We start from the raw sequence: 18,438 nt of genomic DNA, 5'->3' as shown, positions 1-18,438 counted from the left end.
AAATAATAGCCAGCGCATGGTGATATGCTGGCTTTTAGGTCATTTATAATTTTAGATAAATTAACGCTGTGGACGTATAAACGGCATGTGTCTATTTACGTCTTTATAGAGTAAATACCTAAATGGACCAGGGCCCCCGGCGTAACAAGATTGCGGGCAAAATGCGCGTAGCCACATAAAATCACCTGCTTCAACTTCGACCCATTCACCGTTTAAGTGATAGACGGCTTTACCTTCTAGCACATATAAACCATGTTCCATGACATGGGTTTCATCAAACGGAATCACGCCGCCTGGTTGAAAAGTAACGATATTGACGTGCATATCGTGACGCATATCAGACTGTTCGGTAAATCTCGTGGTTTTCCAAACACCATTGGTTTCTGGCATCTCAATTGCTTCAACATCATGATCGCTGGTGACAAAGGCTTCTGGCGCATCAAGTCCTTCTACAAACTGATAGGCTTTGCGAATCCAGTGAAATTTAACAGGCTCATTACTATTATTTTTTAGCGTCCATTGACAGGCAGGTGGTAAGAAAGCATAACCACCGGCTTCAAGATGATGGGCTACGCCTTCGATAGTAATATCCATCTCACCTTCAACGACAAACAGCACGGCTTCGGCATTAGTGTCGAGCTCAGGCTTGTCGGAGCCGCCGTTTGGAGCGACTTCAACGATGTACTGTGAAAAAGTTTCTGCAAAACCGCTTAAAGGACGCGCAATCACCCACATGCGCATACCTTCCCAAAACGGCAGGTAGCTAATCACAATATCGGTGAGCACCCGTTTGGGGATAATCGCATACGCTTCGGTAAAAATAGCGCGGTCAGATAACAGTTGCGTTTGCGGCGGTAAGCCGCCAGTTGGGGCGTAATAGGTACTTTTAATTGGCATTATTAATAATCCTTAGGGGGTTTTGCTGTGTTAAATTAGTGTCTATCTTCAAGAGATAAAGGGTGAGTACGGCTGTTTAAGTCTTATTTTCATTTAAGCAAGGCATTAAAAATAGCTTAAATAGTTCAGCTTAGTCTGCGATTTGTGTATTTGGTTCGGCTTGTTCATTTGCTACTTCAATATTCACTTGCCAATCATCAATGGCCAGCTCGTAGCAGTTATTACCCTCACCATTGATACGGTCAATGACCAAAAAATCTGAGTCGCGACCAAGTGCCAGCAGCGGATGATGCCAGACATTGGCATCGTATTGCACGCCTTGATGCGATTTGGCATAAAACACTGATAAATCAGCGGCCGAATGTGGTGGTTCACCAGCTTGTGCGACGACGACAATATAATCTTGACCATTCATCGAAAAAAACGCTTGCGACCCAAAGGGATGATACTCCATCACCGATAAGGCGATAGGCAGTTCGCGCTTTTTGGCACGAAAGATACTGAAGCCAACATCGCCGCCGTCAAGCGTAGCCTGCGTAATCGCATGATGTCGACACGCATAACCTTTATTAATAAAGAAGCAGTTTTCAGAGGTCTGCTCTTCTTTGTCATAGGGTTCAATCACCGTACCATAAGGTGCAAATTCGGCCTTGGTTAAAGGCCTCGCGATAATTGTGGTAGTCATGATGTCACCTTTTGTTTAATGAGCAGTTTTATGTATTTAGTTTAGCTAGCGCCAGATGATTACATCCAGTTGGCGATGTTATCATCAGTAGCTGGATGGTTTTCATACCAGTGTTTGGCAATGTCATCGCGGCGGCATATCCAGACATCGGGTTTGCTAGTAATGTATTGCAAGAATTTTTTGAGAGCAGTGATACGGCCCGCACGGCCAATGATGCGGCAGTGCAAACCGATGGTCAGCATTTTGGGTTCGTTTTTACCATTTTTATCCCCTTCTTCATACAAGGTATCAAAGCTGTCCTTTAAGTATTGATAAAAAGGCTCAGCATTGGTAAAACCAGGGCTTGAAGCAAAGCGCATATCATTGGTCTCTAAACTATAAGGAATGACCAAATGCGGCTTGCGGGCGATTTTTTGCCCATCTTCTACTTTGACATTGAGCCAGTAGGGCAGCTCGTCGGCATAAGAGTCTGAATCATAGATATAACCGCCTTGTTCGGCAACCAGCTCACGCGTGTTGGGACTATCGCGGCCGGTATACCAACCAAGCGGCTGACGACCAAGCATACGCTCGAAGATTTCGGTAGCGCGGCGCACGTGTTCGCGTTCCGTTTCGCGATACATATATTGATAAGTAATCCAGCGTAGCCCGTGACTGGCGATTTCGTGACCATCTTCTAGCACGCGCTCGATAATATGCGGCGTTTTTTCAGCTGCTGCGGCGCAGGTAAAAGTGGTGATGGGTAAACCATACTCTTTAAAGGTATCTAACACGCGCCAAACGCCGACTCGGCTACCATATTCAAAGGCGGATTCGATAGATTGGTGGCGGTTGTTAAATTCGGGCGTACCTAGTACATCCGATAAAAAGCGCTCCGATTGACCATCGCCATGAATAACGCTATTTTCTGCGCCTTCTTCAATGTTTAGTACAAATTGTACCGCAATTTTTGCTCCGCCCGGCCAATTGGCATTTGGCGGATTGCCTGCATAGCCTTTTAAGTCACGTAGGTAAGTGTCGTGATTAAAATCACTGGTTATTTTTTGACTCATTTTTAAACTATCCTAAATACAATAAAGCAAATTAAAGGTGAGTATTTCTACTGTCGGCTCATTAACTAATTATCTGACTAAATAACTGTCTCATTAAATAACTATAGCCCTGAAGCGTAAGCGACGAGTTGTTGGCGTTCTGCATCGGTCAATTGAGTGAGATTGCCCAGTGGCATATAGCCAGTTTGTACCGCTGTGACAATTTTGTCTTGATGGATTTTCATATCTGCTGGCGTCTGCAAAATGATGCCCGATGGCGGTGCGGCAAATCCTTGCTGGGTTGGCTGCGCCGCGTGGCAAGTGGTACAACGGGTGTGGACGATATCCATAATGGCATCATCTGCTGAGGCAGTCACAGGTACGACTTCGGTAGCCGCTTCATTGGCAGCGCCAGTTTCGGTAGCAGCACTCATTTCCGAGTTATCGGCTGAACCAGCAGTAACTGGTGGCGTAGTGTCCGATGTAGTGTCTGGTGTAGCGTTTGCTGTAGAAACAGAGGCACTAGCAGCGGGTAATGGCTCAACAGGGGCAGGACGCATCCAAATAATCAATAATACTGTTGCTAATGCCGGAATCCAGAGGAATTTTGGCTTGTGATGCCCCAAGTGTTTTTGATTAAAATAATGACGTACCGTTGCTGTGATGATACCGACAAATACTAACACCAACCAACCGTGCGCATGTGAATACATCATCGGATAGTGGTTGCTAATCATGGTAAAGATAAGCGGCAGGGTAAAGTAGTTATTCATCAGCGAGCGGTTTTTTGCTTGTAGCGCCAAATCCGCCACTTCTTTGCCGGGCTTCACACCGCGGCGCACACAATCTACCAACGCGCGCTGAGCAGGCATAATACCAAAGAAGACGTTCCCCGCCATTACCGTCCCTAAAATGGCACCAATATGAATAAATGAAGCGCGATCACTAAATAGCTGATAAGAGCCCCAGCAAGCGATCACTAGTAATATAAAGATAATACTGCTAAAAATCAGCGAGTTTTTACCAAGACGACTACGAACAATCACTTCATACAGAAAGTAGCTACCAAATAAAAACAATAAGCTGGTCGAAATCGCGCCGATACTGCTGCCAAAAGCGACTTTACTGGGATCAATCAGATAGGCAGTCGCATTGAAATAATAAACGATAGCCAGCATCGCCATGCCAGTAAGCCAAGTGGTATAAGCTTCCCATTTAAACCAATGCAGGGTTTTTGGCATCTCTTCTGGTTCAAGCTTATATTTGGCAATTTCATAAAATCCGCCGCCATGTACCGCCCATAAGTCGCCGGATATACCCTTGTCCGCCTTCCACTGTGGCGGCTTACGTAAACTCATGTCTAGCCAAACAAAGTAAAAGGAGGCGCCAATCCACGCCACGCCAGCGATGACGTGAAACCAGCGGAAAAATAAAGCGACCCAGTCGAGAAGATATGCACCCATGCGCGAATTGTCCTTTTCTTTGCAATACTTTTTTATTTAATGTTTGGTTCAGCGTTCTGTCGTTAATTGAAAACGGTAAAACAGATAGCTATAAATCCATTAAGCCATTCATTTATGAACCGCGATAGGTACTATAGCCGTGTGCGCTGAGCAGTAGCGGTACATGGTAATGACCGCCATCACTGATCATAAAATCGATGACTACTTGCGGGTAAAATGCCGTGAGATTTTGCGCGTCAAAATAGGCTTGGGTCGCAAACGTCAAGGTATAACGGCCAACATCTAAATGATATTTAGCGATATCGATACTAGTATCAAATTTCCAGCTGTCAGCGGCAACTCGACCATCGGCGTTGGTGACACCTGTTGCCAATAGATAGGTCTCACCGTTTGCAGGCACGCGGTGGAGGGTGACTGCGATATCAGCGGCAGGTTTGCCAAGATGGGTATCTAAAATGTGGGAAGAGAGAGTGCCTGACATGATCATTCCTTTTATATAGTAAAAATAAGCACATTTGCTTTAAGCAGTGCCGAGTAGTTTTTGTAAGCGCAAACGGGTAATTTTATTTTGCTCAGTAGCCGCATTTAGTAGCTCAGTGGCGCGGTCGTTTGGCAGGCGTGTGAGTAATAAATCCAGCATTTCTTGCGCGCTTTTGCCCGTCGCAAAGACGATAAAGATAAAGCCAAATTTAGCAAGATACTCTTGATTGCCTTTTGCCAATGCTTCAATGACATCCATGTCAGCATTATTGGCACCAGATTGCTCATGCGCCGCGCTGTCTTGCGTATTGCGGTATTTTTCTTTTAATGAGTCAACGTTGCCGATTTGTGGATGACCATCAAAGGCCTCAAGCAAATTGGCTTCTTGGGTTTGCGCTTGCTGCCAAGCCTTGTCGCTACTGGCAAGTAGGTCGTCTATATCTGCAAAAGGGCGAGCGCCTGCTACGTCATGCGCCCATTTGCTGCTAGTGCAGCAGGTCAATAGTTTTGAGAGTGCTTCGTCTGGCGAGAGGGCATTAAATTGCGCTAGTGTTAAGCTCACGGTGACATCCTTTTCATTTAAATTTAAAACTCTTTATTCTTATGTTTAATTGAGTGATAAGTGGTTTAATAACATCCATTCTGCTTAAACCTGACCATTTGGTCAACTGTTTTATGCAAATTATTTTTATACGCTGGCGAAAACCCTGCTATATTTTCGCTAAATAAAAAATAAAATTGGCTTATCAGTGCTGTTGTATGTTGCAATATGGCTACTTATTTATCCTCCTATCCAATGGTTTATCTTATGACCCAACCTAATCAAACATCTCAAGCGTCCGATTCTGAGGCGCCTATTCATCGTAATCAGCAAGATATCCGCGCCCAAAATCAAGCAGTAATTTTGGCAGCTGCAGAAGAAGAGTTTGTATTACAAAGCTATCGCGGCGCTACGATGCAGGGCATTGCTGATCGGGCAGGACTACCAAAAGCCAATGTCCATTACTACTTTAAAAATAAAAAAAACCTCTACAAAATGGTTTTGCGCTCTATTATTGAAGAATGGAACGATGGTTTGGTGACAATGACCGTCGATAGCGACCCAAAAGCCGTGATAGAGAAGTTTGTACGCACCAAATTACACCAAGCGTTTGTGCATCCAAACCGTCATAAATTGTTTGCGTTAGAGGTCATCGGCGGCGCCCCATATTTACATGACTTTATGTCGACAACCATGAAAGAGTGGGCGCTTGATAAATCACAAGTGATGAAAACTTGGCATGAGCAAGGCAGAATTGGCATCGCTGACCCATTGCAGCTGTTGATTTTGATTTGGGCAACGACGCAGCGTTATGCAGAATTTGAAACAGAAATCGTCGGTCTGCTACAAAAAGACGCTTATGATAAGCAAGATGAAGCGCGCGCGGCTGACTTCTTAATACCCTTTATTCTGCGCGGTTGCGGGCTTGAATAGCGGATTTTACATAGCGCGCCATTTATTCAACCAAGCCCGCTGCCGTTATAACGGCTGACCTTCAACCTCACTTTTCGGCAACACGCGCACAGGTTTTAGACCATCTTCTATATGTTGATCAGACGTATCAAACTCGACGCCATAGTTCTTTGGCAAAATCATATCCAACGTGATAGCGACGATACCTGACATGGTCACTGCCGAGCCAAAGATATTGCGGAACAGCTGCGGCGTTTGCGCAAAGACATCAGGAACAAACGCGATACCCATCGATAAACCAAGCGAAGTCGCAATAATTAAGATATTACGGTGGGTAAAATTCACTGTGGATAGGATGCGGATACCCGCAGTAGCAACGGTTGCGAACATCAATAGCGTCACGCCGCCAACCACAGGCTTTGGCAGCTGCGTAAAGATAGCGCCAAGGATAGGGAATAGCCCCATGGTAAATAAAATCGCCGCCACATAAAAACCCACATAGCGGCTGGCGATACCAGTCATTTGAATGACGCCGTTATTTTGGCTAAAGGTAGTGACCGGAAAGGTATTAAATACCGCGGCAATCCACGAATTGACCCCATCACCTAGCACGCCGCCTTTGATACGCTTTTCGTAGACAGGACCTTGAATAGGTTCGCCTGAAATCATTGAAGTTGCGGTCAAATCGCCTGAGGTTTCGATACTGGTAATGATATACATAAAGGCAATCGGAATAAACGCTTGCCAATCAAAGCTCAAACCGTATTTAAAAGGAATAGGGACGGTAAGTAACGGCGCTTCAGAGACTAAAGAGAAGTCAATACGCCCCATCAACATCGCCGCAAATAAGCCAAGCATCAAACCGATAAAAATAGCGCTTGAGCGAATCACTTTATTATTGACGATACTAATCAGCACCACGCTGACCAGCACCCCGCTGCCCAGTAGTAAATTTTCCATACTACCAAAGTTTTCGGCACCAACCCCGCCTGCCAAATCAGTCAGACCTGTTTTGGTTAAAGACAAACCAATGGTGACAATGACGCAGCCAGTGACGATAGGGCTCATCAAAGATTTGAGTTTGGTGACGAATTGGCTTAAGCATATCTCGACAAATGCGCCGAAGAATGACACGCCAAAGATGACCGACAAAATCTCCTCTGGGCCACCACCTTTATTTTTTACCACAAAACCTGCGGCAAGGACGGCAGCCAAAAAGCCAAAACTGGTGCCCTGTAATGCCATCAGCCCCGAGCCGACGGGCCCTACTTTACGGGTCTGAATAAAGGTGGCGACCCCTGATACCATCAGTGACATGCTAATCAGATAGGGGATGTGCTCTCCCAATCCCAAAGCGCCACCAATGATTAAAGAGGGCGTGATAATACCAACGAAAGCGGCAAGTACGTGCTGTACCGCCCCTAAGAAAGCTTTTGCAGGAGCAGGGCGGTCATGCAGTCCATATAATAAATCAGGGTTTCCTTGAGTAACTTCACTCATTTTGGCTTTCTCCTAAAGTGACTTTTAGTCCAATCTCTGAAGGTAAACCTAAACAGCGTAGGAAAACTGATGATTTGAGAGTTGAGTCCGTGACTTAAAAAAGCCTTTCAGTAAACTCTAGATCTTCATCTTGTTTCTCTAGCTATCTAAGCATTTAATAATTTTCCAACAGAGAGTCGCACTTTTCCGTATGCTAATAAATAAAAGCAGCTCACCATTATTTATCAATATTGCCAGATATGGTGATTAAAACCTGACTAATTAGTCAGTTATCTAAGGGTATAGCGAAAGCCTTGCTTATTGCAATGTTTTTTTTGCGATTAAAATATTAATTTGTTTCATCTCGGCGATTTAACAAAACCTTAATGCGCTTATGACAAATAAAATTACGACTGCTATTAAGTACTTAATAGCAGTCGATGTTAGGTGCTGCTTAACTTTCACAATGTCGTCTATCTTATTGAATTAAATTCCTTACTTTATTTATTGCCAAATTGTTAATACTTCGTTATTATGCCTGTCATATTTCAAATGCTAATCATTATCATTAGTGTTAATCATGTTATTTCTATATGTATTTGTTGATTGAGTAGGCGTGGTCAATCAATAAAACTCAAAAATTTTAATAGAAAATAAAAAGCAAAATCCCAAATTGTTTTTTTCGGACCATCTTTTTCAAACTGTCTTTCTAAAGTGGCACTTAAATCCTTCAATCCTAATAGTAAGTAAAGTGAGTGTGTTATGCGTGAAGTTAAGTCAGCAACATTTTCTAATCAATTAACGGTGTTATCGGTCGCTGTTTCAGCAATTCTGTGTTCACAGCTGGCGGTTGCGGCAACGGATGTGCCTAGTACGACCTTACAAACCATCACCGTAACTGCCAACAGCTCGGTACGTGAAAAGGTGCAAGAGGATGGCGTCGATGTCGAAGACTATACGCCTGCACAGCAAGCAAGCCATTTAAGCGATTTTTTAAATGTGGTGCCAGGCGTGACCATAGGTGGTACGTCAGCGGTCAACCAGCGCATTCGTATTCGCGGTCTTGAAGATAGCAACCTAAAAGTCACCATTGATGGCGCGCGCCAAGAAGGCAAGCTGTTCTATCATATGGGCGATATCACCATTGATCCTGATTTGCTCAAACAAGCGGATGTGGCAGTGGGTAACAATTCTGTCACGCTCGGTAATGATGCACTTGGCGGCGCGGTTGCTTTTAAAACGGTTGATGCGGCTGACTTGCTAAAACCGGGTCAAAGAATAGGTGCCAAATTACACGCAGGTTATGCCAGTAATAATGATGAGTTATTAACATCAGCGACGGTGTTTGCTGCACCAACGGACAATGTTGACTTACTGGCTTATTATGGCAAGCGTGATACTAATTCGGGCGAGGATGGTAACGGTCGTGAGCTGTTTGAAGACAGTAAAAGTGAAAATATTTTATTAAAAGCTGGTGCTTATATTGCGGATGATCATCATATTGGTGCAAACTTTAGCAGTACTGAAAAGAAAGGTATTTTCCCATTCCGTCCTGACTTTCCTAGTCGTAATGACGCCCCAATACCACAACAAGTTAAACGCGATACTTATGGGCTAGATTATACTTATAATCCGGCAAGCAAGTTAATTGATGTTGATACCAATGTTTATCAGACCAAAACCCGTATTTTGCGCGATTCTGATTATAATAAAAACCCAGGTTTCGAGTTTGATGCACAGGTTAAAACCACAGGCGCTAAAATACAAAATACTAGTATAGTTGATAGTAGTGTCTTTGAGGGTATTACCGGTACTCATAAATTGATCGCTGGTGTAGAGCATTATAAAAAAGAATCTGACTACCATGGTGTAGAGCGTGGTACTACGATACCGGTGAGCGGTAGAGATGAAGCAACAAACACCTCTGTATATCTAGAAGACCAATGGCAAATGGGTAAATTTAGCCTAACGCCTGGTGTACGTTATGACCGCTACAAATCTCCTGATTTTATCGCTGGTGGCAAAACCTATGATAATGTCGTCGGTGCACTTGCCGCAAGCTATGAGATTGCACCACTAACGCAAGTATTTGCCAGCTACACGCAGTTATTTAATGGTCCTGATTTGAGTCAAGCGATTTTTAATCGAAATGGTGTTGGAACTGTTGTTAACAACGACTTAAAAGCAGAAGAAGGGTCTAATACTGAGGTTGGTATTGTTAAAACCTTGCGTGACCTAACGGTAGCCGGTGATGCGTTACAGTTAAGCGGTAAATACTTTGAAACCGATATCGAAAATTATATTGAGTTTGTACGTTCAGGCTTGGATTGTGCACCAGAACCTGGAAGTAATTGCCAAGGCGCAATAAACAAAGATGAAGATTATAAAATTAAAGGGGTTGAGCTCGCCGCTGACTATAAAATGAATAACTTTAGTATGGGTTTGAGCTATTCGCGAGCGCGCAGTAAAGGCGACAAAACAGGCTATAGTATTCCGTCAGTGACCGGAAGCAGCTCAGAATCAGGCGATAAATATATGGTCAATCTGGCTTATGCTCCAACAGAGACCACAGATATCGGCTGGCGCAGTACCTATGTCGCTTCAGTGATGCCAAATACTGGCGAAAATGACATTGAAAAACCAAGCTATAATGTTCATGATATCTTTATGAACTATTCGCCAAAACAAGTTGATGGATTAAAAGCCACGCTTGGCGTTTATAATCTTTTCGATGAAGCTTATGCGAGCCACTCATCTCGTCTAAATCCGATTGATGATGTTACTACTGACTTTGAAAAAGGTCGTAATATCAAAGCTTCTTTAACCTATCAGTTTTAACCCTGTATTTATTTTCTAGTCGCAATAGAGCCAGCTTTTTATAAAAAAGAGCTGGCTTTTTTATCGCCATTTTTCGGAAATTGTACTGTCTTGTTTTAAAAATTACGCTTCGACTGTAGCACCATTAACCCTATATATTCATAAAGAATCAGCACTCATGATTTCACTTTCATTATCTTCTTTTGCATCGAATATACGCCGTATTTGTCTATGGATTCATCGTTATACTGGGCTTGTAATGGCAGGTTTTTTAATCATAGCGGGTTTTACTGGCTCGTTATTGGCTTTCCATGACGAGTTGGATAATGTGTTTAACCATCAATTGGCTCAGATTGAGCGGCAAGATGCGCCACAGCTTCCTATTGCAACCCTGCACGATAAGGTGGTCGCCGCCTATCCAGAGTACAATTTTTCTAGTATGCCAACGTCATTAAAAGCGGATAAATCTGCGGTATTTTCAGTCGATAGAGTCCGAGGTCAAAGCGCTAAAAATCAGCCCAAAGCGCCGTTTCAAGAGGTTTATATAAATCCTTATAATGGCGATATATTAGGGACGCGTGATAAAGATGAATGGGCGTGGCGCAATACTATGTGGAAGGTGTTTTGGCTGCACCGTGATTTATTGCTCGGTAATTTTGGTAAGCTGCTGCTAGGTTTGATTGCCCTTATTTGGACGATTAACTGCTTTATTGGCTTTTACTTGACCTTTCCTAGAGCTATTAACGGTAAAAAAGCATTGCAGAAAACTGTACCTAAAACTACGCCTAAAAAACGTGCGTCTTTTATTAAGCGCTGGCTACCGGCGTGGAAAATCCGCCGCAAAACTAATACCTTTAAGCTCAATTATGATTTGCATCACGCTTTTGGTTTATGGTTGTGGCTGATGCTATTTGTCATTGCGTGGTCGAGTGTCGGTTTTAATTTAAAATCGGTGTATCAACCCGTGATGCAAGCAGTGGTTGGGTTTGAAGGTAGAGAGGGTAAAAGAGAAGAAAAAGGCAAGTCAAAGACAACAGATAAATCGAGCGAGCAGGCTATGTCAGCCGTTGCACCAATGAGCACTGAAACGGGTAGTAATACCTTTGTTAATAAAGCGAATAGTATTGCGTATTTAACTGAGCAAGCGCATATTGCTGCGCAAAAAAATGGCGTAACCGTACAGCAGACATTGGGTATCCGCAGGCTTACAGAGGAGGGGCAATGGCAAATGCGTTTTAAAACCGACAAAGATGTCGGCACTCACGGTGGTGCCTCGTCTATCACAGTGTCTGCGGCGACTGGCAAAGTTGAAAAGGTTAATTTCGGTTATCAAAGCGCATTTGGTAATAAAATCGACCAATGGTGCTCAACCTTACATATGGGACATATTGGACAGGGTAACGCTCATTTACTGTATCAAATATTTTTAGCAATGATAGGGTTGGCCGTGGCAGTTTTGTCCGCTACCGGTGTGTATTTATGGGTCAAAGCTCGTCAAAGCCGATTAAAGCAAAAATTGACCATTAAAAATAAATTTTCAAACCATTACGGAAAACTAGCTATTAAAAAACAGTTATAAAACACCCCGTACTTAAACCGTATCGACAATCACGGGTCGGCCTTGATGGTTAAGGACAGTCACATCGACTTTGTATAGCTCTTTCATGGTTTCATGCGTGAGTACATCAACAGGCGCACCGGTTGCCAGTACGCGACCCTCTTTCATCGTCACTACCGTATCGGCAAATTGCGCCGCTTGATTGATGTCGTGCAAGACAATCACCACGGTTTTTTGCTCAGTATGACTCAATTCGCGCAGCTCACGCATCAGACGGCCAGCATGGTACATATCTAGATTGTTGAGCGGTTCATCAAGGAGTAGGTACGGTGTATCTTGGCAGACAATCATCGCAATCAGCACGCGTTGACGCTGACCGCCAGAGAGCGTCGATAAAAAGCGCTCGGCTAACGGCTCAAGCTCAAAGCGTTCGATAATTTCCTGCACTTTTTGCTGATCATCAGCCGTTGGTTGTCCTTGATGATAAGGATAGCGCCCAAACATCAGCAGCTCATGCACACGCAACCGACCTTGTACTTGGTTGTCTTGCCCAAGCATGGCTACGGTCTTAGACAGCGTTCGTGCATGACAGCTGACAATGTCATGCTCCTCATTCCCTATAACGAAACTGACCTGCCCTGATTGTAGCGGTTGCAAGCGCGCCATCACCGAAAACAGCGTCGATTTACCCGCACCATTTGGTCCTATTAAGGCAATCACTTGCGAGGGCGGTAAAGACAGGCTAATGTCATGCAGGATTTGCTGTCTGCCAATATGGTGGGAAACATTATTTATTTTAATCATAGCAGTTCTTGTTTTTAGAAAAATTTAACCGTTGCGTTTTAAAAAGTCATCATTAGCGGCGATAGGTCATAAATATGAGTAATAAAAATACCAAGCCGCCTGCCAATTCAATCACTACTGACAATACACCCGCCATGCCGAGTACTTGCTCAAATATAGTTTGACCGAGGACCAAGCAAATCATCGCCACCAAGCTGACCAATATCAGACGCTCACTGTGATACATATGGCGCGCGATACGATTGGTCAAGGCGCAGACCAGTAAGCCAAAAAAAGTTACCGGACCGACCAAGGCGGTTGCCGTAGCGACTAATACCGCAATGACCGTTAATAGCCCAAAGGCGAGGCGTTGATAGTTGATACCAAGGTTAATTGCTTGTGGTTTGCCCAGCATCAAGACATCGCATTGATAGCGCCAGCGCCAGATAAATAGCGCACTGATGACGCAAATAACAAAGCTAATGCCCAAAAGCTGCGGATTGACCGTATTAAACTGCGCGTAACTGGCCGATTGGACTACCACGAAGTCATCGGGGTTAATGAGCCGTGCAACTAGCGCTGATAAGCTGCGAAACAACACGCCAAAGATAACGCCTACCAGTATCAGCCGCGTTAAATCCTGACTGCTTTTTGAAAACAACAGTCGAAACAACAATAACGACGCGCCAAACATGAGGACGATTTCAAGGGTAAATTTGGTAATGGGGTTGATGCTGGTAAAACTAATGGCGCCTAAAAAGAACACCAATAAGCTTTGTAATAACACATACAGTGAGTCAAAGCCCAATAAGGAGGGTGTCAAAATAGGATTGTGGGTCAAGGTTTGAAAGAGCAGGGTTGATACGCCGATGGCATAACCGACGACCATTAGCGCCAGTAATTTTTTACCCCGTAATGGCAGGGCAAAGTCCCAATAGCCGTTGACGTTAAGTGTCAAAAACAGCGTCATCGAGATAAGTAAAATAATCGCGGCAATGGATTTTGGATGACCAGCGATAAAGGTCCAAAGTTTTGCTAAAAGGTTTTGACGACAAGTATCTTCAAGGCTGTCATTGTCTAAAGTAGCATTTGCTAGAGCGCTCTTTTTTGCCGAGCCAGTCTTGGTAGAATTGTCGTTTATAAAGTTATGCTTAGACGATGAGAACATGAATAAATCCTACTATGCTACCTTCAATAGTAACAACGCCAAGCTTATCTAATCAGACAACAGGACGAATAAATTAAGAAAAGTGTTAACAATCAGGCAGCGACAAGATTGCGCTAGGGCTTATTGCTCAGCAGGCGCACGTAATAACAACCATAAAAATATCACCGTGCCGACCACACCAAAAACTGTCGCCACAGGCACTTCAAAAGGATAACGAATGGAGCGCCCGATAATATCACAAAGTAGCACGGCTGATGCGCCCAAGAGCGCGACTGCGGGCAAGCTGCGACGTAATTTATCGCCCATAATGCGGCTAACGATATTGGGTACGACCAAACCGATAAAGGGAATCATACCAACGGTTACGACGACGACAGCGCTCATCATCGCCACCATGCCAACACCAAGCCACGTCACTTGTCGTTTACTAATCCCCAAGTTTAGCGCGATATTATCGCCTAAACCGACGATGGTCAGTTTATCGGCGATAATATAAGCCAGCACGCATAGTGCGCCCGTCAACCAAAGCAATTCGTAACGTCCAGCTAATACCGAAGAGAAGTCGCCAAATTGCCAAACGCTGAGCATCTGTAGTGATTCCGTTTGGTAGGCGATAAAAGTGGTTATCGCCTCGATAATGCCACCAAAGACAATACCGATCAGTGGAATCATCAAAAAATCCGTCGGCGGAACGCGATGTATCAGCAGCATAAAGAGCATCATGCCCGCGACTGCCGCAATAGTTGCGACACCCATTTTGACCAGTAGCGCGCTGGCTGGGAACAATAAACTGACTACCAGTAATCCCAATGCGGCGCTTTGGGTTGCCCCAACCATCGAGGGTTCCACGAAGCGGTTTTTCAGCACCACTTGAATAATCATCCCAGCCACCGCCATCGCGATACCCGTCAAAATAATGGCAACGGTGCGCGGAATACGGCTCACTAACATTAATGAACTATCAGAGTTGGCGCTTTGACTGATAAGGCTTTGCAAAATACCTGACCACGAAAAATCTGCTACACCAATGGATAAGCTTAACAACACCAAAAGCCCCATAATAATGAGGCTGGCTGTGTTTATTAACCACGGCGGTATCGCAGCGCGGCGCTGTTTATCACGGGCGTAGCGGCTGCCACTACTTGCACTCGGCTGCCAGCTTGATGGCGCAGCTGGCAGAGTAGAGCTGGTTTTAACGCTGACTTGAGCACGAGGTGAAAATAATGGCATAACGGCTACTGGCTTACGAATAGAGTGTGAAAAATTTTATGGATAGCAACTGTCATAAGCAACAGCTGCTACTTGTATTTTGTGTAGCGTCAAAATTTATTTTGCCTTAGTAAAGGCGTTTTTAATCGTCGTTAAATCCTGTAGCCACTGATAATAACCACCAAAGGCTAAGTAAGAGTCTGGGCTTAGATACACTACCTGGGCTTTATCCCACGCAGTGGTTTGCGCCACCAGTGGGTTGTCCAATACGGCTTTGGCACCCGCACCATCTTCACCGATTGCAGCGCTACGATCGACGACGAACAACCAATCTGGATTGGTCTTTTGTATGTATTCAAATGAGATAGGCTGACCGTGACGCGCATCAGTGATTTTATCATCTGCCATTGGAATATCTAATACGCTGTGAATAAAACCATAACGCGACTTATCACCATAGGCTGACAGCTTATTGCCATTGACCATAACCACCAAGCCTTTGCCTTTATTTTCTTTGGTTAAGGCTTTGGTCTCGTCAATCAGCGTGTCAATATTGCCTTGCAATTTCACTGCTTGATCGCTTTTGCCAAATAACGCACCCAAATCGTGTAAGCGCTGCTTGCTTGACTCATAGATATTTGCCGTATCAATGCTCATATCCAGCGTGGGTGCGATACTCGATAGCTCATTGTATTTTTCTGCCATACGCGAGCCGATCAAAATTGCTTGCGGCTGCATGGCGTTCAACGCTTCAAGATCAGGCTCAAATACCGTGCCGACTTCTTTAGGATCAGGATGTACTTTTGACTGTAAGTTATCTAAATGTAGCCCACTTGGCATACCGTCAACCGCTACGTCAAGCGCCGCCAAATCTTGCATCAAGGTCATATCATAAACGACCAATGGTGATGGATTCATGGCCAAATCGACTTTACCTTTTACCGTATCAACTGCGATGGTCGCAACAGAAACGTTGTCATTTTCAGCCACATTCGAGGCCGCATCAGCCGTTTGGTTTTCAGCTTTGGTTTCTGTTATCTCATTATCACTTGAATCAGGCGAACTACAACCTGCTAAGCCAACACTAGCAATGAACGCGGTCATCATGGCGGTCAATAATGGACGTTTAACAAGGAGGCTTGCGGTACGATTAGAACATAAAGTAGTAGTCATAAATAACTCGGTATATCAAAGGTTTGGTTGGTATTGTTATAAGAATGCTAAAAAAACAGCAGAATAATGATAAAAAATAGCGGCTTTATAATTAAAGTTTTACGATCATTTGCTATTTTCACTATAAAAACAATTGCCATGATAAAGTAATTGAGACTTATTATCAATATTAACGATAATGGTTTTTATTAACTGACTTTTCATTCATTAAATTTTTAGTTTTAAACAACTTTGCTCAAGAACTTTGCTTAAGATAGGCAGTAAAAAAATGGAGAGATTAATAATTTACTATTGATAATAGTTATCGTTTGCATTATTATCTACGCTATTCTATAACGGTTAAATGTTAGGGTGTTATGAGTTCAACGGATTTAGAGGCGCCACCACTTAGATTGATACTTATCGCTATTATTTTAGTGGTCGGGCTACACCTGCTTACCGCAATCGCTTTGGTGATCATCAAAGCGCCTATGCTTAAAGATGAGCCCATTAAAGAGACGCCGCCGCTTGAAATCCAAATGGTCACATTACCTACTCAACCCATCGAAAACGTGGTTACTGAGGTAGAGGAAGTGCCGCAAAGTAAAGCTGAATCTATACCAACGCCTAAACCCGAACCCAAGCCTGAACCAAAAACGCAACAAAAAATGAAAGCGGTTACGCCAGTAGATCCAGTAGTAAGAGAAGAAGAACCAATCGTTCAGAAAGAAAAACCTGTACAGACGCCGCCTATAAAAGAACTACCTGTAAAGAAAAAAATAGAAGACAAGCCACCAGTTATTGATAAGTCAGTCGCTGACGAACAGCGCCGTATAATAGCTGCGCAGGCAGAAAAGGCAGCGCAACAAGCGGAAAGACAAGCGCAAGCAAAAGCGCTGCAAGAAGCGCAGGCGCAAGCGGCTCGTGACGCTCAAGCGCAGGCAGACGCCAATGCCGCTAGAGAGGCGGCGCAAAAAGCAGCGCAGGCAAAGGCTGAAAGAGAAGCAGAAGCCGCTGCTCGAGCAAAAGCAGAGGCTGCAGCCAAAGCTGCGGCTGCGGCAAGTAATGAGCCTGTCAATTTTACCGCCAGTGCTGCGAACTGGGCATCGGCGCCAAACTTTAGCTTCCCAGACCGCGCCGCTCGCCGCGCCCGTTCGGGAGATACGCTCAACGTGGTGTTGGTATTAAGAGTCAATAAACAAGGTGGTATCGATAGCGTACGTGTGGCCCAATCGTCAGGAAATCCGCTGTTAGATAAAGAAGCACAGCGCCAAGTGCGTTCAGGTAAATTCAAGCCCTTTACCAAAAACGGCGCGCCAGTGGTCGGTAATGTCACCCTGCCAATTGCCTATGCGGTTCCTTAAATATAAAAGACTGGGTGTAGAAAAGCGCATTTATACAAGCAGATATAAAACAACCGACACATACAAAATATAGTGAAACACAGCGAAATATAGCAACGAGGTACGAAAATAGATATCAAAACTCGTACTGCTAACAATCATAAAATGACAAGTAACGACATCCCACATTAAGGAGTCTGATATGGACTTTACAACCTACTGGCAATATAGCGATATGGTGACCAGAACCTTATTCTTTTTGCTTCTTGTTTTATCTATTGCCTCTTGGGTGACGGGTATCATTCGCATATTGCAAAGTCGCAAACTGGCAGCTAGCGTCGCCGATGATTTGAGTGCGCAGATTCATAGTAAGCAGGTCAGTTTGGTTGAAAGCGATGCCGCGTCTCGACGTTTGGTGATTGAGCAGACGTTACTCAAGCACATCGGTCGCTATCGTTTTGCCAGTGAGCGCGGTTTGCCGATACTTGGTACGACAGCAGCAATCGCGCCGTTTATCGGTCTGTTTGGCACGGTCTGGGGTATTTTCCATGCGCTGCATAATATCGGTGTCAGTGGTCAGGCAGGATTAGGACAAGTCGCAGGACCTGTCGGTGAGGCTCTTATTATGACTGGTTTAGGGATTGCTGTTGCGATTCCGGCGGTGGTGTTTTATAACCTTGCGATACGTATCAATCGCCGCGTCATGTATCACGCCAATGATAGAGCGCATGATTTATTGGCACAATCTAGCGAGCTTGCTGCAGTGCAACAAGCGCCAATTCAAAAGCCAGCAGTCCAACGTGATACTACTAATCAAGTAACGCAGTTAACGAAGCAGTCAAATGCAGATAAACAAGCTGAGCATTATCATAAATCCGCACCATCGCAGTTGTAGTGATGGTTCAGTAGAGATAATAAGC

General features: G+C 44.3%; 16 protein-coding genes. 5 read left to right on the top strand and 11 right to left on the bottom strand.

Annotated elements, in window-relative coordinates:
• Positions 1 to 60: 60 nt before the first annotated feature.
• The 6 genes from RAH45_RS10420 to uraD form a co-directional block, all read right to left on the bottom strand.
• On the bottom strand, positions 61 to 897 hold the full coding sequence (locus tag RAH45_RS10420) for a bifunctional allantoicase/(S)-ureidoglycine aminohydrolase (RefSeq protein ID WP_068407228.1): 837 nt from the start codon (positions 895 to 897) through the stop codon (positions 61 to 63).
• A gap of 130 nt (positions 898 to 1,027) precedes the next feature.
• Complete coding sequence (locus RAH45_RS10415) at positions 1,028 to 1,582, bottom strand: ureidoglycolate lyase (RefSeq protein ID WP_306495262.1); 555 nt, start codon at positions 1,580 to 1,582, stop codon at positions 1,028 to 1,030.
• 59 nt (positions 1,583 to 1,641) lie between these two features.
• Positions 1,642 to 2,634 carry an allantoinase PuuE gene (gene puuE, locus RAH45_RS10410; protein ID WP_068407222.1) on the bottom strand — a complete coding sequence of 331 codons (993 nt, stop codon included), beginning with the start codon at positions 2,632 to 2,634 and terminating at the stop codon, positions 1,642 to 1,644.
• Between the two features lie 101 nt (positions 2,635 to 2,735).
• Positions 2,736 to 4,076 carry a urate hydroxylase PuuD gene (locus tag RAH45_RS10405; RefSeq protein ID WP_068407219.1) on the bottom strand — a complete coding sequence of 447 codons (1,341 nt, stop codon included), beginning with the start codon at positions 4,074 to 4,076 and terminating at the stop codon, positions 2,736 to 2,738.
• Between the two features lie 112 nt (positions 4,077 to 4,188).
• Positions 4,189 to 4,557: a hydroxyisourate hydrolase gene (uraH, locus tag RAH45_RS10400; protein WP_068407216.1), complete on the bottom strand. Its 369-nt coding sequence runs from the start codon at positions 4,555 to 4,557 to the stop codon at positions 4,189 to 4,191.
• Positions 4,558 to 4,596: 39 nt separating this feature from the next.
• Complete coding sequence (uraD, locus tag RAH45_RS10395) at positions 4,597 to 5,118, bottom strand: 2-oxo-4-hydroxy-4-carboxy-5-ureidoimidazoline decarboxylase (protein ID WP_068407214.1); 522 nt, start codon at positions 5,116 to 5,118, stop codon at positions 4,597 to 4,599.
• Between the two features lie 246 nt (positions 5,119 to 5,364).
• Between uraD and RAH45_RS10390 the strand changes: the two genes are divergently transcribed.
• On the top strand, positions 5,365 to 6,030 hold the full coding sequence (locus RAH45_RS10390) for a TetR/AcrR family transcriptional regulator (RefSeq protein WP_068407211.1): 666 nt from the start codon (positions 5,365 to 5,367) through the stop codon (positions 6,028 to 6,030).
• A 45-nt stretch (positions 6,031 to 6,075) separates the two neighbouring features.
• Here the strand turns inward: RAH45_RS10390 and RAH45_RS10385 are convergent, their stop codons facing one another.
• Positions 6,076 to 7,509, bottom strand: a complete 1,434-nt coding sequence (locus tag RAH45_RS10385; RefSeq protein ID WP_198328774.1) for a nucleobase:cation symporter-2 family protein — start codon at positions 7,507 to 7,509, stop codon at positions 6,076 to 6,078.
• Between the two features lie 741 nt (positions 7,510 to 8,250).
• On the opposite strand from RAH45_RS10385, the gene RAH45_RS10380 reads away from it, so the two are divergent.
• Positions 8,251 to 10,326, top strand: coding sequence for a TonB-dependent receptor, heme/hemoglobin family (locus RAH45_RS10380; protein ID WP_306495261.1), 2,076 nt, complete (start codon positions 8,251 to 8,253; stop codon positions 10,324 to 10,326).
• 157 nt (positions 10,327 to 10,483) lie between these two features.
• A complete protein-coding gene (locus RAH45_RS10375) occupies positions 10,484 to 11,884 on the top strand; it encodes a PepSY-associated TM helix domain-containing protein (protein ID WP_306495260.1) in 1,401 nt (466 codons plus the stop codon).
• 12 nt (positions 11,885 to 11,896) lie between these two features.
• Here the strand turns inward: RAH45_RS10375 and RAH45_RS10370 are convergent, their stop codons facing one another.
• The 4 genes from RAH45_RS10370 to RAH45_RS10355 form a co-directional block, all read right to left on the bottom strand.
• Positions 11,897 to 12,667: an iron ABC transporter ATP-binding protein gene (locus RAH45_RS10370; protein WP_191690451.1), complete on the bottom strand. Its 771-nt coding sequence runs from the start codon at positions 12,665 to 12,667 to the stop codon at positions 11,897 to 11,899.
• A 52-nt stretch (positions 12,668 to 12,719) separates the two neighbouring features.
• The gene (locus RAH45_RS10365) at positions 12,720 to 13,814 is read right to left on the bottom strand and encodes an iron chelate uptake ABC transporter family permease subunit (protein WP_191690455.1); all 1,095 of its coding nucleotides are present in this window, start codon (positions 13,812 to 13,814) and stop codon (positions 12,720 to 12,722) included.
• 120 nt (positions 13,815 to 13,934) lie between these two features.
• Complete coding sequence (locus RAH45_RS10360) at positions 13,935 to 15,044, bottom strand: ABC transporter permease (RefSeq protein ID WP_082894361.1); 1,110 nt, start codon at positions 15,042 to 15,044, stop codon at positions 13,935 to 13,937.
• 96 nt (positions 15,045 to 15,140) lie between these two features.
• Complete coding sequence (locus RAH45_RS10355; protein ID WP_068407196.1) at positions 15,141 to 16,196, bottom strand: siderophore ABC transporter substrate-binding protein; 1,056 nt, start codon at positions 16,194 to 16,196, stop codon at positions 15,141 to 15,143.
• 356 nt (positions 16,197 to 16,552) lie between these two features.
• Here RAH45_RS10355 and RAH45_RS10350 point away from each other — a divergent pair, with 356 nt between their 5' ends.
• Positions 16,553 to 17,539: an energy transducer TonB gene (locus RAH45_RS10350; protein WP_068407193.1), complete on the top strand. Its 987-nt coding sequence runs from the start codon at positions 16,553 to 16,555 to the stop codon at positions 17,537 to 17,539.
• 181 nt (positions 17,540 to 17,720) lie between these two features.
• On the top strand, positions 17,721 to 18,413 hold the full coding sequence (locus RAH45_RS10345; protein ID WP_068407190.1) for a MotA/TolQ/ExbB proton channel family protein: 693 nt from the start codon (positions 17,721 to 17,723) through the stop codon (positions 18,411 to 18,413).
• The last annotated feature ends 25 nt before the right edge of the window (positions 18,414 to 18,438 follow it).

The sequence above is a fragment of the Psychrobacter sp. van23A genome (genome assembly GCF_030845275.1).
GTDB classification, from domain to species: Bacteria; Pseudomonadota; Gammaproteobacteria; order Pseudomonadales; family Moraxellaceae; genus Psychrobacter; species Psychrobacter faecalis.
The sequence above is the reverse complement of the archived record's forward strand: the minus strand, read 5'-3'. Positions and strand labels throughout refer to the sequence as shown.

Excerpts from the sequence above, each read along its gene's own strand:
- puuE (WP_068407222.1), bottom strand. The coding sequence starts at position 2,634 with ATGAGTCAAAAAATAACCAGTGATTTTAATCACGACACTTACCTACGT.
- RAH45_RS10365 (WP_191690455.1), bottom strand. The coding sequence starts at position 13,814 with ATGTTCTCATCGTCTAAGCATAACTTTATAAACGACAATTCTACCAAG.
- RAH45_RS10355 (WP_068407196.1), bottom strand. The coding sequence starts at position 16,196 with ATGACTACTACTTTATGTTCTAATCGTACCGCAAGCCTCCTTGTTAAA.
- RAH45_RS10415 (WP_306495262.1), bottom strand. The coding sequence starts at position 1,582 with ATGACTACCACAATTATCGCGAGGCCTTTAACCAAGGCCGAATTTGCA.
- RAH45_RS10385 (WP_198328774.1), bottom strand. The coding sequence starts at position 7,509 with ATGAGTGAAGTTACTCAAGGAAACCCTGATTTATTATATGGACTGCAT.
- RAH45_RS10390 (WP_068407211.1), top strand. The coding sequence starts at position 5,365 with ATGACCCAACCTAATCAAACATCTCAAGCGTCCGATTCTGAGGCGCCT.
- RAH45_RS10380 (WP_306495261.1), top strand. The coding sequence starts at position 8,251 with ATGCGTGAAGTTAAGTCAGCAACATTTTCTAATCAATTAACGGTGTTA.
- RAH45_RS10405 (WP_068407219.1), bottom strand. The coding sequence starts at position 4,076 with ATGGGTGCATATCTTCTCGACTGGGTCGCTTTATTTTTCCGCTGGTTT.
- RAH45_RS10360 (WP_082894361.1), bottom strand. The coding sequence starts at position 15,044 with ATGCCATTATTTTCACCTCGTGCTCAAGTCAGCGTTAAAACCAGCTCT.
- RAH45_RS10370 (WP_191690451.1), bottom strand. The coding sequence starts at position 12,667 with ATGATTAAAATAAATAATGTTTCCCACCATATTGGCAGACAGCAAATC.
- RAH45_RS10345 (WP_068407190.1), top strand. The coding sequence starts at position 17,721 with ATGGACTTTACAACCTACTGGCAATATAGCGATATGGTGACCAGAACC.
- uraH (WP_068407216.1), bottom strand. The coding sequence starts at position 4,557 with ATGTCAGGCACTCTCTCTTCCCACATTTTAGATACCCATCTTGGCAAA.
- RAH45_RS10420 (WP_068407228.1), bottom strand. The coding sequence starts at position 897 with ATGCCAATTAAAAGTACCTATTACGCCCCAACTGGCGGCTTACCGCCG.
- RAH45_RS10375 (WP_306495260.1), top strand. The coding sequence starts at position 10,484 with ATGATTTCACTTTCATTATCTTCTTTTGCATCGAATATACGCCGTATT.
- RAH45_RS10350 (WP_068407193.1), top strand. The coding sequence starts at position 16,553 with ATGAGTTCAACGGATTTAGAGGCGCCACCACTTAGATTGATACTTATC.